This is a genomic window from Pseudomonas sp. MF6767, assembly GCF_016405475.1.
GTDB lineage: Bacteria > Pseudomonadota > Gammaproteobacteria > Pseudomonadales > Pseudomonadaceae > Aquipseudomonas > Aquipseudomonas paracarnis.
In genome coordinates this window covers 69,411-91,490 of record NZ_JAEKCY010000012.1, presented here as the reverse complement: position 1 = coordinate 91,490, position 22,080 = coordinate 69,411, and the positions used below count along the sequence as shown (strand labels likewise).

At 60.2% G+C, this 22,080-nt stretch carries 20 protein-coding genes and 1 pseudogene; 5 read left to right on the top strand and 16 right to left on the bottom strand.

All coding sequences use genetic code 11. The features are described 5' to 3' along the window. Nucleotide 1: 1 nt before the first annotated feature. Nucleotides 2-1,603 carry an ABC transporter ATP-binding protein gene (locus JFT58_RS19215; protein WP_014718252.1) on the top strand — a complete coding sequence of 534 codons (1,602 nt, stop codon included), beginning with the start codon at nucleotides 2-4 and terminating at the stop codon, nucleotides 1,601-1,603. Nucleotides 1,604-1,638: 35 nt separating this feature from the next. Then, entirely contained in the window at nucleotides 1,639-2,532 is an 894-nt protein-coding gene (locus tag JFT58_RS19210; RefSeq protein WP_034126080.1) for an AraC family transcriptional regulator, read from the top strand. Here JFT58_RS19210 and JFT58_RS19205 read toward each other — a convergent pair. The 3 genes from JFT58_RS19205 to JFT58_RS19195 form a co-directional block, all read right to left on the bottom strand. Continuing rightward, on the bottom strand, nucleotides 2,474-3,061 hold the full coding sequence (locus JFT58_RS19205; protein WP_054897493.1) for a LysE family translocator: 588 nt from the start codon (nucleotides 3,059-3,061) through the stop codon (nucleotides 2,474-2,476). The two genes, JFT58_RS19210 and JFT58_RS19205, sit on opposite strands and share 59 nt — an antisense overlap. Before the next feature lie 592 nt (nucleotides 3,062-3,653). Then, nucleotides 3,654-4,283, bottom strand: coding sequence for a ribonuclease T2 family protein (locus tag JFT58_RS19200; protein WP_034126082.1), 630 nt, complete (start codon nucleotides 4,281-4,283; stop codon nucleotides 3,654-3,656). 45 nt (nucleotides 4,284-4,328) lie between these two features. Beyond that, on the bottom strand, nucleotides 4,329-5,306 hold the full coding sequence (locus tag JFT58_RS19195) for a Gfo/Idh/MocA family protein (RefSeq protein ID WP_054897492.1): 978 nt from the start codon (nucleotides 5,304-5,306) through the stop codon (nucleotides 4,329-4,331). A 126-nt stretch (nucleotides 5,307-5,432) separates the two neighbouring features. On the opposite strand from JFT58_RS19195, the gene JFT58_RS19190 reads away from it, so the two are divergent. Beyond that, on the top strand, nucleotides 5,433-5,795 hold the full coding sequence (locus JFT58_RS19190) for an NUDIX hydrolase (protein WP_054897491.1): 363 nt from the start codon (nucleotides 5,433-5,435) through the stop codon (nucleotides 5,793-5,795). A gap of 15 nt (nucleotides 5,796-5,810) precedes the next feature. Here the strand turns inward: JFT58_RS19190 and JFT58_RS19185 are convergent, their stop codons facing one another. The 10 genes from JFT58_RS19185 to JFT58_RS19140 all read right to left on the bottom strand — a co-directional run bounded on the left by JFT58_RS19185 (nucleotide 5,811) and on the right by JFT58_RS19140 (nucleotide 16,223). Further along, nucleotides 5,811-6,059, bottom strand: coding sequence for a DUF1652 domain-containing protein (locus JFT58_RS19185; RefSeq protein WP_003191753.1), 249 nt, complete (start codon nucleotides 6,057-6,059; stop codon nucleotides 5,811-5,813). Between the two features lie 401 nt (nucleotides 6,060-6,460). Next, nucleotides 6,461-6,721 carry a hypothetical protein gene (locus JFT58_RS19180; RefSeq protein WP_032900704.1) on the bottom strand — a complete coding sequence of 87 codons (261 nt, stop codon included), beginning with the start codon at nucleotides 6,719-6,721 and terminating at the stop codon, nucleotides 6,461-6,463. 4 nt (nucleotides 6,722-6,725) lie between these two features. Next, nucleotides 6,726-7,172 (bottom strand): GNAT family N-acetyltransferase, encoded by a 447-nt coding sequence (locus JFT58_RS19175; protein ID WP_034126087.1) that lies wholly within the window; start codon nucleotides 7,170-7,172, stop codon nucleotides 6,726-6,728. A gap of 97 nt (nucleotides 7,173-7,269) precedes the next feature. Next, the gene (locus JFT58_RS19170; protein WP_003191756.1) at nucleotides 7,270-7,599 is read right to left on the bottom strand and encodes a hypothetical protein; all 330 of its coding nucleotides are present in this window, start codon (nucleotides 7,597-7,599) and stop codon (nucleotides 7,270-7,272) included. A gap of 110 nt (nucleotides 7,600-7,709) precedes the next feature. Then, nucleotides 7,710-8,783: a class I SAM-dependent methyltransferase gene (locus JFT58_RS19165; RefSeq protein ID WP_014718237.1), complete on the bottom strand. Its 1,074-nt coding sequence runs from the start codon at nucleotides 8,781-8,783 to the stop codon at nucleotides 7,710-7,712. A gap of 38 nt (nucleotides 8,784-8,821) precedes the next feature. Further along, complete coding sequence (locus JFT58_RS19160; RefSeq protein WP_198834495.1) at nucleotides 8,822-10,270, bottom strand: class-II fumarase/aspartase family protein; 1,449 nt, start codon at nucleotides 10,268-10,270, stop codon at nucleotides 8,822-8,824. Then, complete coding sequence (gene purB / locus JFT58_RS19155) at nucleotides 10,270-11,703, bottom strand: adenylosuccinate lyase (protein WP_054897489.1); 1,434 nt, start codon at nucleotides 11,701-11,703, stop codon at nucleotides 10,270-10,272. Before purB ends, JFT58_RS19160 begins: the two co-directional genes overlap by 1 nt. Before the next feature lie 29 nt (nucleotides 11,704-11,732). Next, complete coding sequence (locus JFT58_RS19150; RefSeq protein WP_060764836.1) at nucleotides 11,733-12,719, bottom strand: HOASN domain-containing protein; 987 nt, start codon at nucleotides 12,717-12,719, stop codon at nucleotides 11,733-11,735. 39 nt (nucleotides 12,720-12,758) lie between these two features. Beyond that, nucleotides 12,759-13,754 carry an HOASN domain-containing protein gene (locus JFT58_RS19145; protein WP_054898538.1) on the bottom strand — a complete coding sequence of 332 codons (996 nt, stop codon included), beginning with the start codon at nucleotides 13,752-13,754 and terminating at the stop codon, nucleotides 12,759-12,761. 399 nt (nucleotides 13,755-14,153) lie between these two features. Beyond that, nucleotides 14,154-16,223 (bottom strand): EAL domain-containing protein, encoded by a 2,070-nt coding sequence (locus tag JFT58_RS19140; protein WP_034126092.1) that lies wholly within the window; start codon nucleotides 16,221-16,223, stop codon nucleotides 14,154-14,156. 344 nt (nucleotides 16,224-16,567) lie between these two features. Between JFT58_RS19140 and JFT58_RS19135 the strand changes: the two genes are divergently transcribed. Continuing rightward, a complete protein-coding gene (locus JFT58_RS19135) occupies nucleotides 16,568-16,822 on the top strand; it encodes a hypothetical protein (RefSeq protein ID WP_230032401.1) in 255 nt (84 codons plus the stop codon). An 11-nt stretch (nucleotides 16,823-16,833) separates the two neighbouring features. Further along, nucleotides 16,834-17,163 (top strand): DUF6388 family protein, encoded by a 330-nt coding sequence (locus tag JFT58_RS19130; protein ID WP_054898536.1) that lies wholly within the window; start codon nucleotides 16,834-16,836, stop codon nucleotides 17,161-17,163. Nucleotides 17,164-17,171: 8 nt separating this feature from the next. Here JFT58_RS19130 and JFT58_RS19125 read toward each other — a convergent pair whose 3' ends face one another. The 3 genes and pseudogenes from JFT58_RS19125 to tssM all read right to left on the bottom strand — a co-directional run bounded on the left by JFT58_RS19125 (nucleotide 17,172) and on the right by tssM (nucleotide 22,071). After that, nucleotides 17,172-17,939: a serine/threonine-protein kinase gene (locus JFT58_RS19125; RefSeq protein WP_034126095.1), complete on the bottom strand. Its 768-nt coding sequence runs from the start codon at nucleotides 17,937-17,939 to the stop codon at nucleotides 17,172-17,174. A gap of 74 nt (nucleotides 17,940-18,013) precedes the next feature. Beyond that, nucleotides 18,014-18,733: pseudogene (locus JFT58_RS19120) on the bottom strand (PP2C family protein-serine/threonine phosphatase); the annotation flags it as partial. A gap of 2 nt (nucleotides 18,734-18,735) precedes the next feature. Beyond that, nucleotides 18,736-22,071: a type VI secretion system membrane subunit TssM gene (gene tssM / locus JFT58_RS19115; RefSeq protein WP_054898534.1), complete on the bottom strand. Its 3,336-nt coding sequence runs from the start codon at nucleotides 22,069-22,071 to the stop codon at nucleotides 18,736-18,738. Between the last annotated feature and the right edge of the window lie 9 nt (nucleotides 22,072-22,080).

Sequence of the window (22,080 nt, the reverse complement as noted above, 5' to 3'; positions counted from 1 at the left end):
GATGAATCCGGACAATCTGATCGAAATCCGCGACCTCAGTGTCGAATTCGTCACCGGCGAGCATCACCACCGGGTGGTCAACCACGTCAGCTTCGACATCAAGCGCGGCGAAACTCTGGCGCTGGTGGGTGAAAGCGGTTCGGGCAAATCGGTCACCGCCCATTCGATCCTGCGCCTGCTGCCCTACCCGTTGGCCAGGCATCCGTCGGGCACTATCGAGTATTCAGGGCAAGACCTGCTGACGCTCAAAGAGAAGACCCTGCGGCATATACGCGGCAATCGTATTGCGATGATCTTCCAGGAGCCGATGACCTCGTTGAACCCGCTGCACTCCATCGAAAAACAGATCAACGAGGTGCTCGGCCTGCACAAGGGCCTGACCGGCAAGGTCGCCACCCAGCGCACGTTGGAATTGCTGGAGCTGGTGGGTATCCCCGAGCCACACAAACGCCTCAAGGCGTTGCCTCACGAGCTGTCCGGCGGCCAGCGCCAGCGAGTGATGATCGCCATGGCTCTGGCCAACGAGCCGGAGTTGTTGATTGCCGACGAGCCGACCACGGCGCTGGATGTCACCGTGCAGTTGAAGATCCTGGAATTGCTCAAGGAGCTGCAGGCGCGGCTGGGCATGGCGCTGCTGCTGATCAGCCACGACCTCAACCTGGTACGGCGCATCGCCCACCGTGTGTGTGTGATGCAGCAAGGTTGCATCGTTGAACAGGCCGATTGCGAGACACTGTTCCAGTCGCCCCAGCATCCCTACACCCAGGAATTGCTCGCGGCGGAGCCCAGTGGTGGGCCAGCCAACAATGATGTCGGCCCTCCGCTGCTGGAAGTGGACGACCTGAAAGTCTGGTTTCCGATCAAGAAAGGCTTTTTGCGCAATACCGTCGATTACGTCAAGGCTGTGGACGGCATCAACTTCAGCCTGCCCCAGGGCCAAACCCTGGGCATCGTTGGCGAAAGTGGCTCGGGCAAGTCCACCCTGGGCCTGGCAATTTTGCGCCTGATCGGCAGCCAGGGCGGGATTCGCTTCGAAGGCCAGCAACTGGACCGCCTCAGCCAACAGCAGGTGCGCCCGTTGCGCCGGGAAATGCAGGTGGTGTTCCAGGACCCGTTCGGCAGCCTGAGCCCGCGCATGTGCGTCAGCGAGATCGTTGGCGAAGGCCTGCGTATCCACAAGATGGGCACGCCCGCCGAACAGGAAGCGGCGATTATCGCGGCGCTCAAGGAAGTGGGCCTGGACCCCGAATCCCGGCATCGCTACCCCCATGAATTCTCCGGCGGCCAGCGCCAACGCATCGCTATCGCCCGAGCGCTGGTGCTCAAGCCGCGCCTGATCCTGCTGGACGAACCCACCTCGGCCCTGGACCGCACGGTACAACGCCAGGTGGTAGAGTTGCTGCGCGGCTTGCAGGCCAAGTACAACCTGACCTACCTGTTTATCAGCCATGACCTGGCGGTGGTGAAGGCGCTGAGTCACCAATTGATGGTGGTCAAGCAAGGCCAGGTGGTGGAGCAAGGCGATGCCCAGGCTATTTTTGCCGACCCGCAACATGCCTATACCCGGCAGTTGCTCAAGGCCGCTTTTCTGGTACCGGCCTGAGGTAACGCGGGTGAGAATGCAGGAGAAATAACGCCATGTCGCTCAGCCCGATCACCCGTCCCGCAGACACGCCGCGCTTCTGGCGCGACGAACGCCTGCCGTTCATCGAAGCCCGCAGCATCGCCGACGGGCGCAAGGTCACCTATACCCGACACGCCCATGAGCATTTTTCCATCGGCGCGATCACCACGGGCTGCAGCTATTACCACTACGGCGCGCACACCTTCGAAATCAGCGCCGGCACCGTGGTGCTGATGAACCCCGGCGATGTGCATGCGTGCAACCCCATCCATGACCAGCCCTGGTCCTACCACATGCTGTACCTCGACACGCCGTGGCTGACCGACCTGCAATACCAGTTGGGGTTCAGTACCGACCAGGGCTACCGGCCATTCGACACACCCCATACTCGCGACACCGGGCTGTACCACGGCTTGCTCGACCTGTACCGCACGCTAGTGGATGAACAGGCCGAACTGCTGCAAAAACAGAGCGCGCTAGTGAGTTACTTCACCGAGGTGCAACAGCGCCTGAACCCTTCGCTGACGCCGGTACGCGAGGTCAACCACAAACTGGAACGCGCCGCCGACTACATCCGCGCCCACTGCACGCAGGCCTTGAAACTCGAAGACATCTGCCAGGCCGCCGAACTGTCGCCGTCTTATCTGATCCGCGCATTCAAGCACTATTACGGCTTGACGCCCCACGCCTTCATGGTCAACCGACGCATCCAGTTCGCCCGCAGCCAACTGCGCAATGGCGCACTGATTGCCGACGTCGCCCTGGCCGCGGGCTTTGCCGACCAGGCACACTTCCAGCGCACCTTCAAACAACACTTCGCGGCCACGCCGGGGCAATACCGCGAGAACCTCAAGCCATCAGCAAATAACCCACACTGGCCACCAGCAACGCGGCCATTGAGCGGTTGAACAGGCGCACACCTTTGGGATTGTTCAAGTAGCGGCGTAAAAAAGTCCCCGCATACGCCCAGCACGCCACCGACAGGTAGCAGATCACCAGGTAAAGCGCGGCAAACAACCACACCTGCGCCGCATCGCCATCGGCCACGAACAACCCCATGCCTGCCACACACGCCAGCCAGGCTTTCGGGTTGAGCCACTGCATGATCGCGCCATACAGCATCGACGGCGCTGTGTGCGCACCGTCAGCGTCCAGCCGGCCATCATCCACGGCCAGCTTCCAAGCCATATACAACAAGAACGCCACGCCGCCCCAGCGGATCAATTGAATCAGGATCGGCCAGCGCACCAATACTTCATGCAAACCCAGGCCGATCAACACCAACAACAAGGTAAAACCCACGGCGGCGCCGAAGACATGTTTCTGGCTGGCGACGAAACCAAAACGTGCGCCAGAACTTAAAGCGACCACATTCACCGGTCCCGGCGTGATGGACGTGGCCAGGGCAAAGGCGGCCATGGAGAGAATCAAGCTCATTGCAGTTCCTTTTGTGATCCCAAACGAGGTTTAGATCACGGTACCGCGCAGGGACACGAGGGTATTGAAGAAAATGCCCCTGGGTACTTCAGAAACGGACGCCGATCTGATTAGTGCCCCCGCGATCAACTGTGGGAGCTGGCTTGCCTGCGATGGCGGCCGTTCAATCGACAGAGATGCGAATGTGCCGCCCACAGGTAACCACGATGCGAAGCGAGCCAGCCGCTCTTGATCTTGATCTGCTTGTGATCTTGATCTCAGGCGCCCCGTTAAACCACGCTGGCCGAACGCAGGCTTGAATTCGTGGGTAACGTGGTGGGGCAAGAGCGTTTTGCTTACTTTTGTCTGGGCCGGCATTCCGGCTTTTCAAAAGTGAGACGCCGTCAGGGCGGAACCCTAAGTAGCCGTTACCGCAGGAATGGATAGGTACTCGGTATTACGGTGTCGACTGTGAGGCCGTCTTCGCAGGCAAGCCAGCTCCCACAGTTGGATCGCGGGGGCGTCAGGTAGATAGCTATCGGCTGGCACGCCGCCATCGCAGCGATACGGCGACCCAACAAGCCAGCTTTCATAGTGGGATCCAGGGCACTTCTCAGCGCTGGGTGGGAATACGAATATCGCCCCCCCGACACTGGCTCTTCACACTGCGCGGGCAACCGGCAAACGCGAGATCCTTGGTCAGGCACACCCGCACTTCCGACAGCACCTTGCCCTTGCAGATCACCGCCATACCGTGGTTGCCCATACGTGGGTTGCTCTCGCGAAACAGCGCCTCGATCTCGTTGGCCTGCAATGACGGCGGCGTATTGAACGGCTGCAGTTGCTGCGGAATGGCAACCGCACCGAGCGCCACATCGGTCTTCTCCAGATACTCCAACGGCTCCAGCCCACTGCAGGTGCCATGCTTGGCCCACTCATGCTTGAGCAGCGTGCGGGTGGGAAACAGCGCCGCGCCCTTGTCCATTTCTGCCTCGCTCAAGCGCGTCTGCGGTGTACAAGACGCCGGCCACCCTCCCCGCGCGTATTGCGGCCACAAACCATGCAGCACAAAGCCGTAGCCTTTACCTGAGCATTGCTCGTTGCCTGGGTGCGTGAGGCAAAACGTGGGTGACCACGAGAGCGATAGCACATAGAAATCAAACTCACCCGCCTGCCCTTGGCTGCGTGGCGCCGCCGTTGCCGCGGTGGCCATCAGCAGCCACACCACCATCCAGTATTTCATCCCGGTATTCCTTTAAAAAAGTAAAGCCTTACGCTATCGCCACGCCTAGGGATGCTGGGAGTAACGGTGTAACACCTTGTCCAGGATGATATCGGTCTTCAGCGCTTCGATGCCCAGCGACGGATGCTCGGCCTCGCCACGAATATGCGCGTTCATGTTCAGGACGTGGTGCCATTGAATATGGGTGTGACACGGCACGTCCAACACCTCGGTGGTCTCGCCTTCAAGACGCAGCGGCTGGTCCTCGAACACCGAAAACTGAATACGACCGCGACTGCCGATCAGTTCGACTCGGTCTTCGCGTCGGTCCGCCACAAAATTCCAGCAGCCCATGCCCAATGCACCGCTGGCAAATGTCCAGCAGGCCGTCACGGCATCTTCTGCCGCGTAGCGCCCAGCCTGTCGCGCCGAAAAGCCTGAGACCTCGACGATGTCCCCGGCCAGGTACTGGAACAGGTCGAACCCATGGCTCGCCAGGTCGGCAAAGTAACCGCCACCGGCAATGGCCGGATCGGTGCGCCAATTGGTGGCGTCGGAGTCTGTTACGGCAGCGGGTTTGCACAAGGTCCAGGTCAGGTGGCGCAACTCACCGATGCGGCCTTCGTGCAGCCATGTGCGCACTTGCTGGAAGCGCGGCAAAGAACGCCGGTAGTAGGAGACAAACAGGTGCAGCCCGGCGCGCTCGAATGTGCGCTGCATCAACGCGCTCTGTTCAGCATTCAGCGACATCGGCTTTTCGACGCAACAATGTTTGCCCGCCGCGGCCACTCTCAGGGCGTACTCAAGGTGACTGTCGGGCGGAGTGGCAATGTAGACCGCATCCACCTCGGGGTCATCGATCAAGGCCTGGGCATCGGTATAGCAACGGGCAATGCCATGGCGCGCCGCATAATCGCGCACCGCCTCGGCACGCCGCCCCATCACGGCGACCAATGCCGAACCTGGCGCTTTATAGAAAGCCGGTCCACTCTTCAATTCAGTAACACTGCCACAGCCGATCATGCCCCAGCGTATGGTCTTCATCTAATGTCCTCGGTCGTATTCGTCAATCGGGCAGTATCCACATACCGGCCCTGGCGCGCCATAACCACTTAGCATGACAATTGCATTACACTTTTATGACATTCATCCGGCGCGGGGGCACATTCGATGAAAATTAGGGCGACCGTCATTTGCGAACGTGAGGGGCACATCCTCTTCGTACGCAAGGCCAGATCAAAATGGGCATTGCCCGGCGGGAAAGTAGAAGCGCACGAGCGCCCGGTAGGCGCGGCGGAACGCGAGCTGGAAGAAGAAACCGGTTTAAACGTGGACGGCTTACTGTACCTGCAGGAGCTCAAGGCCCGCGACACCGTCCACCATGTGTTCGAGGCCTCGGTGGTCAATATCGACGAGGCGCGGCCGTGCAATGAGATTGTCGATTGCCAGTGGTACGCCTACAGCGCCGTGGACGAGCTGGATACCACAGACACTACCCGCCACATCGTCAAATCCTTCCTGCGGCGCCTCTGACGCGCTGGACGGCCCTTAACCTACCGCAGCAAACCCACGGCGCCCGGCCTTTATCTCGGTACGCAACTCACCAATCAGGTTAGAGATGGCACGGATGCTGTCCAGGCCTTCGGGTGATACGCGGGTCAGCAGCAAGTCGACACGACCGGACGCAGGCTCGAACACGCTGATGCGCAGCGAGCCGTCACTATTGAGGCAGCACTCACACGCAAGCGGCAGGAAGCCTGAGGCCATGATGCGGTTGAATTCGGTGATGGAAATCATGATCAGCCCCCCGTCCCTGGGTTCTACCCGATTGAGGTGATGCAAGCAGCATAGATAAGGTTTTGCCGGCCGCCGGACAATTAATGCAAAAGTGTTAGCCAGCCCTCACTTTAGTAGGGCGTCACCGGCCATGAACGACAGGCCGAGATTAAATCGCGGGCAAAAAAAATCCCAAGTAGCTGATGGAAACTTGGGATTTAAAAATGCATAAACCGTGGGAGGTGAACGCCCGGCTATAGTAGCGATTGTAAAAACATGTAACAAGATTATTTTAATCCTTTCGTCGGATTGAAAGCGTCGTAAGTCATTCAATAACCACATATTTTTTAAGGTAGAAGGCAGTAGTCGTGCTACTTTTTGGTGCAAGTAACGACAGTAAGTCCCTGTATAAAAAATGGTTATTAATCGGGCGTAGCGCTTTCAAGTAACTGTTCACTTAACTGCTTGCATGTTTCTTGAAGGGCCTCACGACTGGAAGCAGTGGCGCCCACCACGGCCTCCAGATGACGACACAGCGTCAGGCGTTCAGCCGCCTCTTCGCGCTGGCGGTCGACCTTGGCGTTGAGTTGAATGAAATAGAACCCCAGCAGCACGGCGATGCCCAGCACACCCACCGCGAGGTAGCGCAAGCCGTTGGACGATGGAGGCTCTGGGGCATTCATGGCCTTATGGCGCCCTGCTCTTTTCATAACGAACGTCATCACCATCGACCGGGCCCACGACGGACCAGCCCAGGCGCTGATAGAACCCATTGGCCCGGATTTCATCACGCCCATCAGTCACCAGGTAGAGCGTGTCGTGGTGCTCAAACAGGGCCGCCTCGGCCACCGCCATCAGTTGACGGCCCAGCCCAAGCTTCTCGTGCGATGGCAGCACGAACATTGCGAACACTTCACCTTCATCCAGGTCGACCATGGAAAACCCCGCCGCCTGGCCGTCCACTTCCGCGATCCAGCCGCAAGGTGCTGCGCGCAACGTATCGCTCAATACCTGCGGGGTAATCCCCAGGCCAGCCATCTGTTCAAGGCTCAGGTGGTTTTGCACCACCGAGGTGCGAATCGCGCACAGCGTGTCGACGTCATCAGGTGTCGCCGTTCGAATCAGCACTTGCATACCCGCCTCCATCAAGAAGTGCGCAATTGTATGCAAATACTCACACGGGGTTTGTCGTGGATTTGTAAAGGCCCCACGGCTGGTGCGGGGCTACGGATTACTTGCGCGCGACCTTGTAGCGCAGGCAATCCTGGTAAAAGCTTTGACGAATCGCCTCGGGCTTGAGCCTTGAGCGGCTGTCATAGGTCTGCTCGGTGATGCCCATGGCCATCATGCGCATCCACGACTTGCTGAACTTGAGGGTCTGGATCTTCTGCCGGGCCGCGTATAGCGAAACGCCGGATAACTTGAGTTCCTGGGCCCTGGCGGCCGTGCCTGCGCCCCAGCTGCACATGTACTTGTCACCCTCGCGCAATTCCCTGGCCTGCGCGACAGTCGCGCCGCCGGCCAGGGAGCAGGCAATCAGCATCATTCCCACAGAGCGCATTTGCATCCTCACCTAACCACCTGAAAATAAAAGTGATTTTGGCGAGGATTTTGTTACAAAGGGGCCATTAAATTGCCTTACTGCGCAAAGCGACTCGCGGATGCTTCCTATCAAGGCTTGAGTTCGAACAGCGCCGGCATCGGTGGCCACTGCGAAGGCACTTTACGAAAGCGGCTGAACCCGGCTGCCTCAGCCATCTGGCGGGCACGCTTCTCGCCCATGAACGCCCCCAGCCCTGCCCCACCGTGGGACAGCGAACAGGTCATGCAATAGAGGGTGCTCTGCGGGTACATGACGCGCCCGAACAGGTTCATGTTCTCGTGCAGTTCCTCGGACAGGTTGAGCTCCACCATCAGGTAGGTACCGTCTTCGGCCGTGGCGGCGCGCAAATCCTTGAGCATCTGCTGAGGGTCGGTGGCATCGTGGATCACCACAAAGGTGGTCACGAAGTCGAATTGCTGGCCGCGCAAGGCATCGGAGTCGTTCACCTCGAATTGCACCCGGTCACCCACACCAGCCGCCTCGGCGTTGGCCCGCGCCAACTCGATGGAAGGCAGGTGGAAATCGCAGCCGACAATGCGCGCCTCGGGGTAGGCCTTGGCCATGGTGATCGCTGCAAGGCCCGCACCGCAGCCGAAATCCAGCACACTGCCGCCGGTCTTGAGCTTCTCTTCGACGCCGTCCAGGGATGGAATCCAGTGCTGGACCAGGTAGTGCTTGTACCAGGGCATGGTCATGCGCTCCATGCCTTTCCAGGTTTCCAGCGGGAACGCCTCTTCAGCGCAACCACCACCATGGCGGAAGGCCTCGATGACCTTGGGCGCCATGCTCACGAACGGCACGCTCAGCTGGATAATGCCACCGGCAAAATACGGCGAATCTTCATCGGCCAGCACCGGCACAAACTCGGCGGGCATTTGGTAACGGCGGGTTTGCGCGTCGTAGGTCACATAATTGCCGGTGGCCATGCTGCCCAGCCATTCGCGCAAGTAACGTGCGTTGTAGCCGGTCTTGTGCGCCAACTCTTCCAGGGTCACCGCCTGGCCGTCGGCCAAAGCCTTGAACAAACCGAGCTGGTCGCCGATGTAGAGCATGGCGCCGCGCAGCGTGTTGCCGTAATCCTCCATGATGCGCGCCGAAAATTGCTGGACCTTGGCTTTATCAACTTCCATAACGTTGGACATCTGTCGCTCCTTGATGAATATGCAAATCTGTTAAGGGATCAGTGGCCGGCGAGTTTGGCCAGCACGTTGTCAACGATGCGTTCGGACATGCCCAAGTGAGTACGGGGCTCGAACAGCCGGGCCAGGGCGCCGTCATTCATGACCGCAAGCACCCGCGCATCGGCCTCGATTGCCTCGCGGATCGACACGTGATTGCGCTGGCTGGCCTGGGACACTTCGAAGATGATCTGGTAGGCGCTGCTCTTGCCCAGCTTGCGCGCCATTTCGAACACCACCGCTTCGGTGCAGATGGCATCGCCATAGGCCTGGGCGGTGCATTCCATTTTCTGCACATTCACGTTGAGCCCATCGATGGTCTCGGTCAGAATCGAGAGCGCCATCAGTGCATAGTGGGAAACGTCCGCGACCGCGCACCACTCCAACCGCGTACCGCGGTAATCGCGCTCATGCTCAAGAATCATCGCGTCCAGCGCGAGCATGACCTGGGCCTTGGCCAGCCGTGCCAACACCACCACCTGCTCGCAGCCTTCGGGGTTGCGTTTGTGCGGCATGGTGCTGCTGCCGATCTGCTGGTCGCTCCAGCCCACTTCCACTTCAGCGATTTCCCAACGATTGAGCGTACGGATTTCATCGGCTACGCGGGCCAACGAGGCGGTGACCATGGCCAGGGTGCTGACGAACTCCGCAACGCGGTCACGGGACACATGCCAGCCCGTCAGGGGCACTTGCAGCGACAAGCGCTGGGCAAAACGATCCAGCATCGGCATGGCGTCCGGGCCGAACGCCGCCATGGTGCCGACCCCGCCGAACAGTTGCACCACCAGTACACGCTGGCGGGCTTCGGCCAAGCGCTGCCGGTGGCGCAACAGCTCATCGATCCAGCCGGCGACCTTCAGCCCGAAGGTGGTCGGCAAAGCGGGAATCGAGTGGGTCCTGGCGACCATCAGCGAGTCACGGTGCGCATCGGCCAGGGTCGACAACTTGCCCAGCAAAGTCTCCAGGGCCTGATCCATCGCATCAAGCACATCGCGCATCTCCAGGGATTGGGCGGTGTCCTGGATGTCTTGGGTGGTAGCGCCGTAATGCACGTATTCACGGGCACTGGGGCTACAATTTTTTTGCAGGGCGCTCAGCAATGGCATCAGCGAATGCCCAGTGGCAGCCACGCCCTCGGCCAGTTGGCGCACATTGATGCCCGATAGCAACGCGGCCTTTTCGATCTCCAGGGCCGCCTCGCGCGGGATGATGTTGACATCGGCCTGGGCCATGGCCAGCGCAGCTTCCACGTCCAGCCAACGTTGCAGGCGACAATGACTGCAGAAGATCTTGCGGCTCTGCGGGCCGGCATAACCCGAACCGTGGGTTTTCGAATCGAGGATGTGGCTGTGTTCGTGGCGGCATTGCTCGCCGTCATGATCAAAGCCCGGGTGGTCCGAACGTGCGGTGCAAGACGCACGGGCTGTCACTTCCAATGTTTGCGCATCCATCACATACCCTCCGTAGCGTACAGGGACTGACTGGTATTGCCTTGGGTTGCCATCACCGCCTCAGCGCCATCGCCTGAAGCGCGAGGTCTTGCTTTAGTTGCCACCAGATCGACCATCTCGGCCGCCAGCCCTGTGTAGGCTGTCGGGTCAAGCAAGTCGTCGAGCGTTTGCGCGCTGAAACAACCGCGCAGCCGAGGGTCGCCAAGCAGCGCATCGCGAAAGCAAACGCCCGCGTCCTGGGCCTGCAGGGCGATGTCGTGCACCAGATGATGGGCCGTCTGCTTGCCACACCGAGGCGCCAGCGCAAGCATCACGCGCTCCGACAGGATCAGCCCGCCCAGCAAGTCCAGGTTGCTGCGCATGCGCGCTTCACGCACCTGCAGCCCAGCCTGCAGCAAGCCTTCCATACGAGCGAGCAACGCACCGGCGTAAATGAACAGCTCGGGTAAGGCCGCCCATTCGATGCGCCAAGTGGTGCCGTCACGCTCGTGCATCTGGAAAGCGGCGTCGGTCAGCGCAACCATCTGCGCGCGCACCAGCCGCGACAGCGCGCTGATCAGGTCCACCGTCGATGGGTTTTGCTTGTGGGGCATGGTGCTACTTCCCACTTGCCCGGCTCGCCGCCCCTCGCGCACTTCGTCGATCTCGGTGCGCTGCAGGTGGTAGATCTCATTGGCGACACGGCCCAACGTCGCCGACGCCTGCACCAGCAACCACGCGGCTTCCAGGATGCGGTCGCGGGCGCTGTGCCAACTGCTCAACGGTGCCGACAGGCCGAGGCTTTCCAGGGTACGGCGCTGCACTTCCAAACCCTGCGGGCCAAGCCCGGCCAGGGTGCCCACGGCGCCGGTCAGGTTGCCGACCATCACCCGGGCGTAGGCTTCTTCAAAGCGTTCAAGGTGTCGATCAAGCTCATCGACCCACACCGCCACCTTGTAGCCAAACGTGGTGGGCAAAGCGTGTTGACCATGGGTCCTGGCGACCATCGGCGTGTGCTTATGGCGCAGGGCGAGCGTGAGCAGATGCCCACGGATCCCGCGCAAACGCTGCACCACCAGGCCCCAGGCATCGCGGATTTGCAGGATCAGCCCGGTGTCGAGGATGTCCTGGGTGGTCACGCCGTAATGCACGTATTCGCCCAGCCCATCGGCGCATAACCCCTGCAATGCGCGCAGGGTCGGCACCAGGATGTGCCCGGTTTCCAGGCCTTCGCGCCCCAACGCGTCGAGGTCCAGCAGTTCCACGCTGGCTACCCGGGCAATCTCCCGGGCGGCCTCGTGGGGGATGAGGCCCATCTGCGCCTGGGTCGCCGCCAGCGCTGTTTCAACATCGAGCCACTTCTGCACCTGATTGGCATCAGAGAAGATCGCAGCAAATTCCGGGGACGAGTAAGCGCCCCCGTGGATACGGGATTCAGTGATATGACTTGGCATGTCGGGTTACTCGGGTTGTCCAGGGAGGGCTACTTCACGCGTTGTACTTCTTCCCAGACTGCATCGTAATAAGCCCGCTCCAGCCGGAAGTGCTCGGCCAAAGACGTCAGGAACGCATTCTGAAACCCGAGGTCCGGAATACGCCGTGAGATCAGCGCCCATTCACGCTTGGCCCGCGGCGGCACCAGGCTGATATGCACTTCGTAGTACTCCGCGTCATCCTGGCTCAAGCCCGCGTTGCGCAGGGCGTTGTACAGCTTGCCGTGGTTGCCCGGCACCACCAGTTCGGTGATGTAGAACACCGCCAGGCCCCAGCCGACATCGGGGTTGCGGAAACAGCGTGCGCGGTTGTTGAGGTAGGCGATTTCCTCGGGCATCGTCGAGAGCGCCTCGAAATCGGCATTCAGGCCCACGGCGGCAAGCAGCTTGGCTAACAGGCGGGGGTGGGAGCGCCGCTCGTCTTCTTCGCCCAACTCGCCGTAGAGATAACGCGCCAGGGCGGCCGCTTCGTCCACGTCGGTCAGGTTGACCAGCAGGTCGGCGGCATCCCGGTACAGGCGGTACGTGCGGAACCACTGGTGACGCAAAAACACCTGCAGTTGCTCGCGAGAGGCTTTGCCTTCAAACACATACTGCGACATCGGATGGTTTTCCCGCGACTGCGCGGCAATCTGCTCTTCCAGGCGTTGCTGGAAACCGGCCTCGGACAAGGGGGATGCCAGGTCGGCTGACGGCATGAAACGCTCTTGTACGCTATAGACGGCATTGGCCAGCCAGCGCCGGGTCGAGGCGGTGGCCACGTCATCGCTCAGCGACAGGATGTACAGCAATTGCTGGCACTGCGCTGCATTCGCGGCGTCGCCACGTTGGCCGGTCTCGCACAGGGCGCGCAGCATATTGGCAGCAATTTCGATGCGATTGAACGTCGCGTCCGGCTTCAAGGCTTCCGCCAACAGACGGGCTTCGGCCGTGTGAATATTCTGCAATTGCGGCAGGGAAAAATTACGTGGGCTCATCATGTGCTCCATTATTTTTGTTTTCGGATCGCAGGTCGTTCAGGCAGACAGGCGTTGGGCCTGCATCTGCTGCCACAGGCTGTCGAAGTAGGCTTTGTTGATTTCGAAGTGGCGCTTGAGTGCGCGCATGAACGTGCGCTGAAAGCCCTCCTCGCTGGCGAACTTGGCAATCAGTGCCCACATTTCCTCGGTGTCGATCTCATCCTGGGTGCCATGCAAACGGTGGAATTCGCTGGGCTGCTCTGGAACGTCGAGGCGCTGCAACAGCTCGTAGATGCGCCGATGGTTGACGCAACTGACAGACTCCACCGCATACAGCAGCGCAAGGCCCCAGGCGACATCCGTGTGGCGCACACAGCGAATACGATTATTCAGGTAGGCCTTTTCCAGCGGATGCAGCGCGGGAAAGTCGATGGCCAGCGGAATATCGAAATACTCCATCAGATGGGCGAGCATCGCCGGGTGCGAACGCTCCGGTGTCTCAGCCCCTGCTTCGCCGTACAGGTTGCGGTAAAACACCGAGGCGTCCTCGATGGCTTCGAAGCGAAAAGCCAGTTCGGCCAGCAGGCTGTAGAAGTTGTAGGAACGGGTCCAGTGATGCTCCAGGAAGAAGCGCACATCCTGCACCGGCGGCGTACCTTGGAACAGGTGTACCGACATCGGGTGGTTGACCCGGCTGCGTGCGGCGATTTCAGCGTCGACCTGTTGACGGAACTCCTCCACCGGCAACGCGGTGAAGCCCGGCACGTCGGCGGCGAACTCATCTTCGACGCGGTAGACCTCGCTGGCCATCCAGCGCCGGGTCGGCTCGGTGCGCGGGTCACCTGGAATGTGAAGTTGCAGCAGGGCTGACTGGTAGTGCGCGTAGGCGCCAGCGTCTCCCGCCAGGCCTTGCCGAGTCAGTGCGAGCAGCGCTTCCAGCGCGCGGATGACCTGGGTGTAGTTGGCGCCGGGTTCCAAGGCATTCGTCATCAGCCGCGAGGCGGTGGTGAACAGATCGGAATCCGAGCGTTGTTGCAGGGTAGCAGTATCCATTGATAACCCCTGAATCTTGTTTTTGTGGTGGGACATACTCGGAAAAAAGCCTAAAGGTTCCCGTAGTGGCAAGGTCAACACCTGTAGGAAAATTCTTTCAAGGCTTGGCGATGGGAGGTGATGGCGTCAGGGCGGAGCCCCAATTAGCCGTTACCGCAGGAATGGATATGTACACGATCCAACTGTATCGGCTGTCAGGCCGTCTTCGCAGGCAAGCCAGCTCCCACAGTTAGATCGCGGTGCGTCAGTTAGATCAGCGTCGGCTGTCAGTCCGTCACGGGAGCAAGCTCACTCGCCACAGGTCCAGCGTCGCACCAAAGTTGTGTAGTTACCTATGGTCGTCGCCGGCGAGCCAGCGCCCACAGTTGGATCGGGGTGCCAGGTAGATAGGGTCGGTCATCAGACCAACGCCCTGCGCTCAAGCACAAAGCGCGGCAACTGATCCCCAGGCAGTGCCTTGCTGAAATACCAGCCCTGGATAAACAACTCAGGCCCGTTACTCAAAAAGGCCAATTGCTCAGCCGTCTCGACCCCTTCCACTACCACGCCCAGGTCCAGGGCCTCGCAGAAGCGCAACATACCGGTGAGCACCTGGGCGCCTTTAGGGTCGTGCTGGGCAACCACAAAACTGCGGTCGATCTTGATGAAATCCACAGGAAACTGATGCAGATAGCTCAACGCAGAAAACCCAGTGCCAAAATCATCCAGATAGACCTTGGCCCCCATGGCTTGCAACTTCTGGATGGTCTGGCGGGTGGCCGGGATGTCGCTGACCAGCGCGTCTTCGGTAATTTCCACTGAAACTTGCCCACGGGCCTGGCCAAGAATTTCCACCAGGCGGTCGCCATAGGCGGCGTCCTTTAGTGTGGTACTGGAAATATTGATGGTCATCGGCAGTTCAAAACCCATCTTCTGCCATTTCTGATACTGGCGCACGGCCTGGGATGCCACCCACACATCCACGTCCGGCATCAGCCTGGCGTGCGCCAGCCATTGCAGGAACTCCCACGGCGAATGCACCGTGCCCTGGCTGTCCCGGGCGCGCATCAGCGCCTCGCACCCGGTGCACAAACCGGTGCGGGTGGAGACCTGGGGTTGAAACTCAAGATAGAACTCGTAATCGCTGATCTGCTGGATGCGGTTCAACTCAGCCGCCTGGCGGGCCAATGTCTGGTGGGTGGCCAGCACCGGGTCGAACTCTAGCAGACGGCCTTTTTCCTCAAGGCCGCGAAAGGTCATGTCCAAAGATTTGAGATACACCGTGCCGCCATCGCTGGACTGGCGATGAATCGCTCTCACGTAGGGCGCATACACCAGCGTGCCGGCCCCCAGCAGAACGATCTGCAACACCACCGCCGCCACGTCGCCATGGGTGCTGAGGTATGCATTGAGCAGCACCGGGGCGGTAAACGGCACGCTGGCCACCGCCGGCGACACCCAGCCCAGTTGTACCACCATCAACGCCACCATCGCGTTGAACGCCGGTACCAGTAGAAACGGTATAAACAGGCGCGGGTTGAGGATGATCGGCAAACCGAACAACAGCACCTCGCTGACATTGAATAACGACAACGGCAAACTCGCTACCGCCAGCAAGCGCATGGACTGGCTTTTGGAAAACAGCAGGATCGCCAGCAGCAGGCATAAGGTTGCCCCCGAACCACCGATAAACGCAAAACTGCCCAGCAAGCCGTTATTGAGCAAGTACAGCACCGGCTCCCCCGCCGCCAACGCTGCGCCATTGAGCGCCACGGCCTGGTCCAGGGCATCGAATAGCGGCTGCATGGCATACACGCCGTGAATGCCGAAGAACCACAGCAGCGAATTCATCAGTGTCACAAACAACCCGCTGCCGTAAGGCGTCTGCAACGCATCAAGCACCTGCGGACCCTGGATTTGCGCCACATGGGGTATCAACAGCAGCAACGACAACACCGTCACCAACGACAAGGCCGTGAGTGCGCCGGGTATCACCATGTTGATGGTGCCCTTGAGGTTATGGCCGACCAGGTCTTGGTTGACCAGGCGTGTCCAGCGAAAGCGGTGCAGCCAGGCAATGGCAGGCACATTGATCAAGGGCGAAGCAATGGCAATAAACAGCAGGAACGTGGCCGAAGCACGCGGGTAATCACGCAGCACGAAGGTGGCGACCACCACATGGGCCAGGCACAGGAAGGCAACCGGCAGCTGTGGCAGACGGTGTTGAATCGCCAACATATAACCGATGGAGGCCGCGACCAGCAGTGGGATCACCGAACTGATCTGTTTATGCAACCCCGCCAGGAAACTCACCACTTGGGGATCGAACCCCAGCGCCAGGGCGCATTCGGACAGAATCAGGAAGCCGGCGGACACCAACAGGCACGGCAGAATCCACAGCAGCCCCTCACGAATCGCACGCAACGACTCCGTGCTGGCCAGGACCGCCAGGCGCTGGGTCAGGAAAAGTTTGAACAGGGTGTGCGCCATGGGCCGTCCTCTGCCTGTCACCGACTGCCGCTGAAGATCAGCGGCCGGAAACACCGCTAACGCTACACGCCCTGATAGCCGAAGCGAAAGCCTTTATCCCCGCCCCAGCCCGGCTTTTTACCAGTGAATGCCTGGCTGCTAGACTAAATCCCTACAGATTTATCGAACTTTCTGACTTGAATCATCCCCTAAGGCTGTCTGAGTCGGTATCATCCGCACGGTTTGTGCGTGTTAAACGATGTTACAACCTGTCTGATAATGGGTACGCACTCAGGGAATCTTGCCTGGAACGACAACAGGCCAAAGGAGAGAACCTCACTATGCAAGACAAGCGCTCAAGTAACATGCGTCCTCTATTCGTCACCATTGTGCTGTGGTTGTGCAGCGTGGTGTTGCTGTTTGTGATCAAGAACGTCATTGAATTGTTTACCGGGCCTGTGGCTGAAACCTGGGTAGACCTGACGCTGGTGCTGATCGCCTATCTGATGTTTTTCTTGCTGGCGCCGTTGCAGAACTGGATGCGACGCAGGTCGCGCAAGCGTGCCCGCCATCACCTCAACGCACGCACGTCCGATAGCAGCTCTCATCCTTCTCGTTAAGGTGTCTATCTGTGTCGACGCCTAACGATACTTATCAGCTTGCACTGGACAGATTTCTGCGCGAACAACCGCAGGTCGCTGCCGAGCTGGACAGTCTTAACCCGCTGGTAGCCCAGGCCAGGGGCGAAACCCTGGCGCAGTATCGCGCTGAACGCCTGCATGAGGCTTTCGAGGCACACGCTGAACAGCAACAGCTGTTCGCCTGGGAATTGACCCTCAAGCTGACGGCCGATTCCACCGAAGTCTTCGAGGCCCAGCGCCGTGAAGTGCATAAAGAAGTCGCACAGATGGCGGGCATGGACTGGCTGGAGTACTGCCAGTTGCACGGCTTGGCCGTTTGACCTCTTCCCTACAAGCGCCAGCGTGGCCGGTTGCGCCCCATGACTTGGCGCAACTCGGCGACCGTTATGCTTCGGTGCTGCGGGTCCACCGCGAGCGCAGCCTGTAACGCCGCCCAGCAATGCCTGGGCAACTGCGCAGGCCGGGACAGCCGGTCCATTGCGCAACGTTCGCCAACGCGCTTGCCATGGGCCAGTTCGTATAGGATGCAGGCCACGCCGTACAAGTCGGCGGCCGCGGTCAACGCCCCGCCGGCCAACAGTTCCGGGGCTGCGTAGGCAGGTGTCCAGGCATTGAAACGACTGCGGCTGACACTCGGCAAACCCACCCCAGCCTGCCCGGCGGCATGGCCCAGCCCAAAGTCGAACAAGCGCACGCCCTCCTCGCCCACCATGACATTGGCTGGTTTGACGTCACCGTGCAGCACGTTTTGCTGGTGGGTGTAGACCAAGGCATCCAGCAACTGCACGGCGATGGGTTGCAGTTCGCGCCAGGGCAACCCATAAGGGCATTCCAGCAGCAGACGGTCCAGGGTCAGCCCCTGCAACAACTCCATGGTGAAGAACGCGACCTGGCTGTGTGTGTCGACTTCGAACGAGAACGTCCGTACCACGCGGTCGTGCCGAAGGCTGCGGGTCAACGCAAACTCGTTGTACAACAACACATGCGCATCGGGACATTGGGAAATGGATTCGTCCACCAGCTTGAGCGCCACGTTCGAACAGCGCTCGCCTAATTGCTCGTGCAGCAGGTCGCGCGCACGGTACACAACGCCCATACCCCCTCTGCCCAAGACATGCTCAAGGTGATAACGCCCAACCAGCAGACGCAAGGCTTGTGGCGACGCGCTGAAGGCTGCACGACAACCGCGGTCAGGTCATCATGTACCGGCCTGCGCAACGCCCCTGCAAATAGCCGTTCCACTGCCTGCTGGGGCGTTTGCATACTCAACGCTCGTCCCAGGTCCACATGGCTGAGGGCCTGATACAAACCATCACTGCATAATAAAAATACATCCCCTGGGCGGGTACTGAGTTCCAATGCCTCAAGGTGCAACCGCGAACCCGCGCCCACGGCTCGGGTCAAGGCCCTGGCATCGGGGTAGGCCTGGGCTTGCGCGGCACTGAGGTGACGCTCGTCCATGAGCCGCTGCAGCAACGAATGGTCCTTCGACAATTGGTAGAGACTCTGCCCGCGCCATAGATAGCAGCGACTGTCTCCCGCCCAGAGACAAGCCGCCCGGCCTTTCTCCAGCAGCAGTGCAACTACGGTACTGCCCATCGTCGCGTCAGCAGGTGCACCAGGTTCTATCCATGCACGCCTCAACCCTTGGTTGACGCCCTGCAAACAACTGCGAACGGCCTGGATACGCTGATCGAGGTTGCCCTGAGCCGACACGGCTGCCAACTGCCTGATTACCCATTGGCTGGCGAAATCCCCGTTGCGATACCCGCCCATGCCATCCGCAACCGCCCAGCAGCTGCGGCGCGGGTCGTCCAGGAATGCATCCTCGTTGCGCAGCCGCGCCTGCCCCTGCTGCGTACGACCAGCGCTGCGCCAGGGGGCTGCCATCTTCACAGTTGCTCCGGCAAGCGAAAGGTGCGCCACGTATCCACATCAAACGGGACAGGCGTGCGTTGGCTGGTCAGCAGGTAATTGACGCGCAGGCCGGCGAGGTCTGCCTTGAAAACCTGAGCATTTTGCCCACTGGCGGGTTCTCTCTGCAGCTGGTCCAGAAACCGGAACAGTGACCAAGCCCCTGTGTTCTTCTCGATTCCCAAGGGTCGCTGCTCGGTGCCTTTCTCCAGGACGAGACTGCTGCGCCCATTGTCTGCATCGGTGGGCCAACGGAACGCCACGGGCACGATGGGACCGTGGCGATATTCCAATTGCTGGTCACCCACGCGCAGAATCGCACGACTGATCGATGGGTCCAGGCTGTAGGGCGCCACGGTAAACCGCACAGATAACTCCTCCGTGTCCTCGGTAAAAAAACCGCGGCGTATGGCCTGGGTTTTTGTCAATTGCTCCAACAGCGAACGCGAAACCGGCAAGCTCTGGCCATCCAGCCCACGCAATCGGTAGCGAGTGCCGTCGACACTGATGAAAGGCCGCAGGTAGTTCTCATAAAAGCGCGCCATCACCCCTCGTGGCTTGAAGAACTCCTGAAAATCATGAAGGGCTACGTCATTGCTCGCGTTGGCATGGAACGGGTAACGTCGTCCAATTGCCTTGGCGTAAGGGCTACGCACATCGCTCTGATAGCGTTGGTTGACGTGCACATAGGCCTGCTCCAGCAAATGCCGCCAACTCTCGTCGGCCAGGCCCTCAAGCCAGCCGGCAACGGGTAGCGGCAGACGCGCAGCGGCATCACGCAGGCTACCCAGCACATCCTGCTGCCCCTCCATACGCTGCCGGGCACGCAGGAAGGCTGCCTGCTCGGGTGCGCTGTCACGGTTCAATGCCGTCAGTTGCAAGTGCAGTTCATCCAACTGACGCAAAGCCTGGGTCAGCTCTGCTCCGGGGTTGTTCTGCTCATCCAGCAATTGATGCAAAGGCTCGAATTTTTGTTGCAGCGCCCGCCGCGCAGCATCAGTCCCAGCCACCAGCGCCGCCTTGGCCACGTCTGCGGGATGTTGCACTGCTTTATCGAGCAGCTCATGACCTGGCAGCAAACGCGTGTTTTCACGCAACTGTTGCAACAACCGAATCAAAGGGGACTGGGCCGAAGTCAGGCTCATGAGCTGCTCGGCGTCCTGGCGTAGGCTGTCGGTCTCTTGCAGCGTGATACGGCCGAGAACATCGCTCCAGGCATCGGCATATTCACTGAAATAGCGCTGCTGCAATTGCGCCATCAGCCGACTCAAATCTTGATGGCCCAGATCGGTACCCTCACCGAGCACCCAGTTATCCCGGGCAATGGTGTCAACCAACCGTGGACCCTGCGTCTCAAAGTACTGCAGATACCTTTTGGTATAGAAACCCGGTACGGAGGGGGCGATACCAGCGAATACATTGCCCTCGGCCAGGCGCAAGGGTTCCAGATCGCGGGCTTGTTCGCGCAGTACCCGATACACCACGTCGGCCAATGACTCGCCCCTCAGTGCTTCGCGAGCCTGAGCCACCCGTTCCTCGTTGAGCGGCCCGACAAACGGACGCTCAAGCAGCCGCGCAAAGTGATCAGTCAGGCGCTTCTGTGTCGACATGTCCCCGGCAAAACGCTCCGACCAGAGGCTCGCCATATGTTGTGCCAGCCAAGCAGTCTCACGGCGCTCGCGCAAGTTGAGCATCAAATACGCGCGCAGATTGACCAATAGCCGGTCCCGATCTCCCAGGCTGGCATATACCTGCTCGTCCAGTTGGGCGGTTATCCAACGCAGCAATTGCTGGTGCAGTGCCTGCTCATAGGCGTGTTCGACACTGGGCCGACTCAGCTCGCCCTGATACAGCCCAACGTGCTCGACCAGGCGCACATCTGCCGACCTGGGAAAAACCCGGGTCGCCGCCAGCCGCGTATCCAACAGCGCCAACAGCGCCGTGCTGTCATCGCTGGCTTGCGAGCCAAGCGGCGGGAGAGCTACCAGTGCCGCCAACTGCGCCAGTCGTTGATGGTTGACGGCATAACTGTGCCACCACAGCCCGCCGACACCGCCAATAACCAAGGCTACGGCCATCGCTTGCAACCCCTGGCGCCAACGGATTCGCTGTCGTTCCTCGGCCTGCAAGCCAGCGAGGTCGGCTTCGGCAAAGATTGCCTGGCTGAACAGGCCCTGCACAAATCGCGGGTGCCGGCCATCGGCGCAGGTCAGGAAAATCCCTCGCAGACCATTGATGGGTTGGTAGCGATGAGAGGAAAACGCCATTTCAGCGAACAGATTCACGCGTTCACCTATTCGTGCCACCTGCTGGGGGAATCCCAGCATCAGCCCCCGGCGCTCGACATTGCGCTCCTGGTGCAATCGCCCGATCAGCTCACTATTCAAGCGCTGTAACAATCGCTCGACGGCCCGGCGAACCTGCGTAGTGTCAGTATCCTCGACATGGGCGTCCAAGTGCTGCCCAAGCAAGCTGTCAGCACTCTCTGCGTGGGGCAGGTCGAAGAACTCAGCGAATCCCGACAACCGATCGGCCTGGGTCAAAACCAGGTAGATCGGCACATCCACATGCAACGTCTGCTGAATCTCCTGCAAACGTGAGTGCACACGGCGTGCGTGATGATCCAGGTCGTACTCGTTGATGCTCAACAACGTGTCGACCGACAGCGTCACCACTACACCATTCAGCGGACGCACTCGGCGCCGCCATCTGAGCAGATTGAGCAGGGTTGCCCAACCTGCGGCATCCACTGAGCTGTCAGGCTGGGTAAGGTAGCGCCCCGGCGTGTCGACGAGTATGCCTGCGGCGGCAAAGTACCATTCACAATGAGTGCTACTGCCCATTGGTCGCCCTTGGGCAGGGTCGAGCGCCAACGGCAAGCCGGCGGCAGCCAGTAACTGCGTTTTGCCACTGCCCGGCTCGCCGATCAACAGGTACCACGGCAGATCATGGCGCCACCGTGCGTTATGCACGCCATAATGGCTGGATGTTTTCAGCAGATGCACAGCGTTTTTGAATCGAACGCTTACCTGACGGCGCTCATCCTCGACCCACTTCAACGGCTGCTCACGCGGGGGCCTTTGGCGCCTGGTAGCACTACCAGTATCCGTAAGCGCTATCACCAGCCCCCACAGTAAAAACACGATGCTGATGGTAAGCAGGCGAGCAGTCGTCCCCTGCCAGATACGATAGTCATCCACTGCCAACAGCGGCCCTAAAAACCACACGAGTGCCGCACAGGAAAGCGCCAGCAGAAGGCTCCAAACCCAAACCCTGCCCAGCACGGCGCCCATCCTCTTGAAGAATGCGCTCATTCATTGCTC

What these genes read in the sequence shown, in the direction of transcription:
- JFT58_RS19215 (WP_014718252.1), top strand. Translation starts at nt 2, where the DNA reads ATGAATCCGGACAATCTGATCGAAATCCGCGACCTCAGTGTCGAATTC.
- JFT58_RS19210 (WP_034126080.1), top strand. Translation starts at nt 1,639, where the DNA reads ATGTCGCTCAGCCCGATCACCCGTCCCGCAGACACGCCGCGCTTCTGG.
- JFT58_RS19205 (WP_054897493.1), bottom strand. Translation starts at nt 3,061, where the DNA reads ATGAGCTTGATTCTCTCCATGGCCGCCTTTGCCCTGGCCACGTCCATC.
- JFT58_RS19200 (WP_034126082.1), bottom strand. Translation starts at nt 4,283, where the DNA reads ATGAAATACTGGATGGTGGTGTGGCTGCTGATGGCCACCGCGGCAACG.
- JFT58_RS19195 (WP_054897492.1), bottom strand. Translation starts at nt 5,306, where the DNA reads ATGAAGACCATACGCTGGGGCATGATCGGCTGTGGCAGTGTTACTGAA.
- JFT58_RS19190 (WP_054897491.1), top strand. Translation starts at nt 5,433, where the DNA reads ATGAAAATTAGGGCGACCGTCATTTGCGAACGTGAGGGGCACATCCTC.
- JFT58_RS19185 (WP_003191753.1), bottom strand. Translation starts at nt 6,059, where the DNA reads ATGATTTCCATCACCGAATTCAACCGCATCATGGCCTCAGGCTTCCTG.
- JFT58_RS19180 (WP_032900704.1), bottom strand. Translation starts at nt 6,721, where the DNA reads ATGAATGCCCCAGAGCCTCCATCGTCCAACGGCTTGCGCTACCTCGCG.
- JFT58_RS19175 (WP_034126087.1), bottom strand. Translation starts at nt 7,172, where the DNA reads ATGCAAGTGCTGATTCGAACGGCGACACCTGATGACGTCGACACGCTG.
- JFT58_RS19170 (WP_003191756.1), bottom strand. Translation starts at nt 7,599, where the DNA reads ATGCGCTCTGTGGGAATGATGCTGATTGCCTGCTCCCTGGCCGGCGGC.
- JFT58_RS19165 (WP_014718237.1), bottom strand. Translation starts at nt 8,783, where the DNA reads ATGTCCAACGTTATGGAAGTTGATAAAGCCAAGGTCCAGCAATTTTCG.
- JFT58_RS19160 (WP_198834495.1), bottom strand. Translation starts at nt 10,270, where the DNA reads ATGGATGCGCAAACATTGGAAGTGACAGCCCGTGCGTCTTGCACCGCA.
- purB (WP_054897489.1), bottom strand. Translation starts at nt 11,703, where the DNA reads ATGCCAAGTCATATCACTGAATCCCGTATCCACGGGGGCGCTTACTCG.
- JFT58_RS19150 (WP_060764836.1), bottom strand. Translation starts at nt 12,719, where the DNA reads ATGAGCCCACGTAATTTTTCCCTGCCGCAATTGCAGAATATTCACACG.
- JFT58_RS19145 (WP_054898538.1), bottom strand. Translation starts at nt 13,754, where the DNA reads ATGGATACTGCTACCCTGCAACAACGCTCGGATTCCGATCTGTTCACC.
- JFT58_RS19140 (WP_034126092.1), bottom strand. Translation starts at nt 16,223, where the DNA reads ATGGCGCACACCCTGTTCAAACTTTTCCTGACCCAGCGCCTGGCGGTC.
- JFT58_RS19135 (WP_230032401.1), top strand. Translation starts at nt 16,568, where the DNA reads ATGCGTCCTCTATTCGTCACCATTGTGCTGTGGTTGTGCAGCGTGGTG.
- JFT58_RS19125 (WP_034126095.1), bottom strand. Translation starts at nt 17,939, where the DNA reads ATGGGCGTTGTGTACCGTGCGCGCGACCTGCTGCACGAGCAATTAGGC.
- tssM (WP_054898534.1), bottom strand. Translation starts at nt 22,071, where the DNA reads ATGAGCGCATTCTTCAAGAGGATGGGCGCCGTGCTGGGCAGGGTTTGG.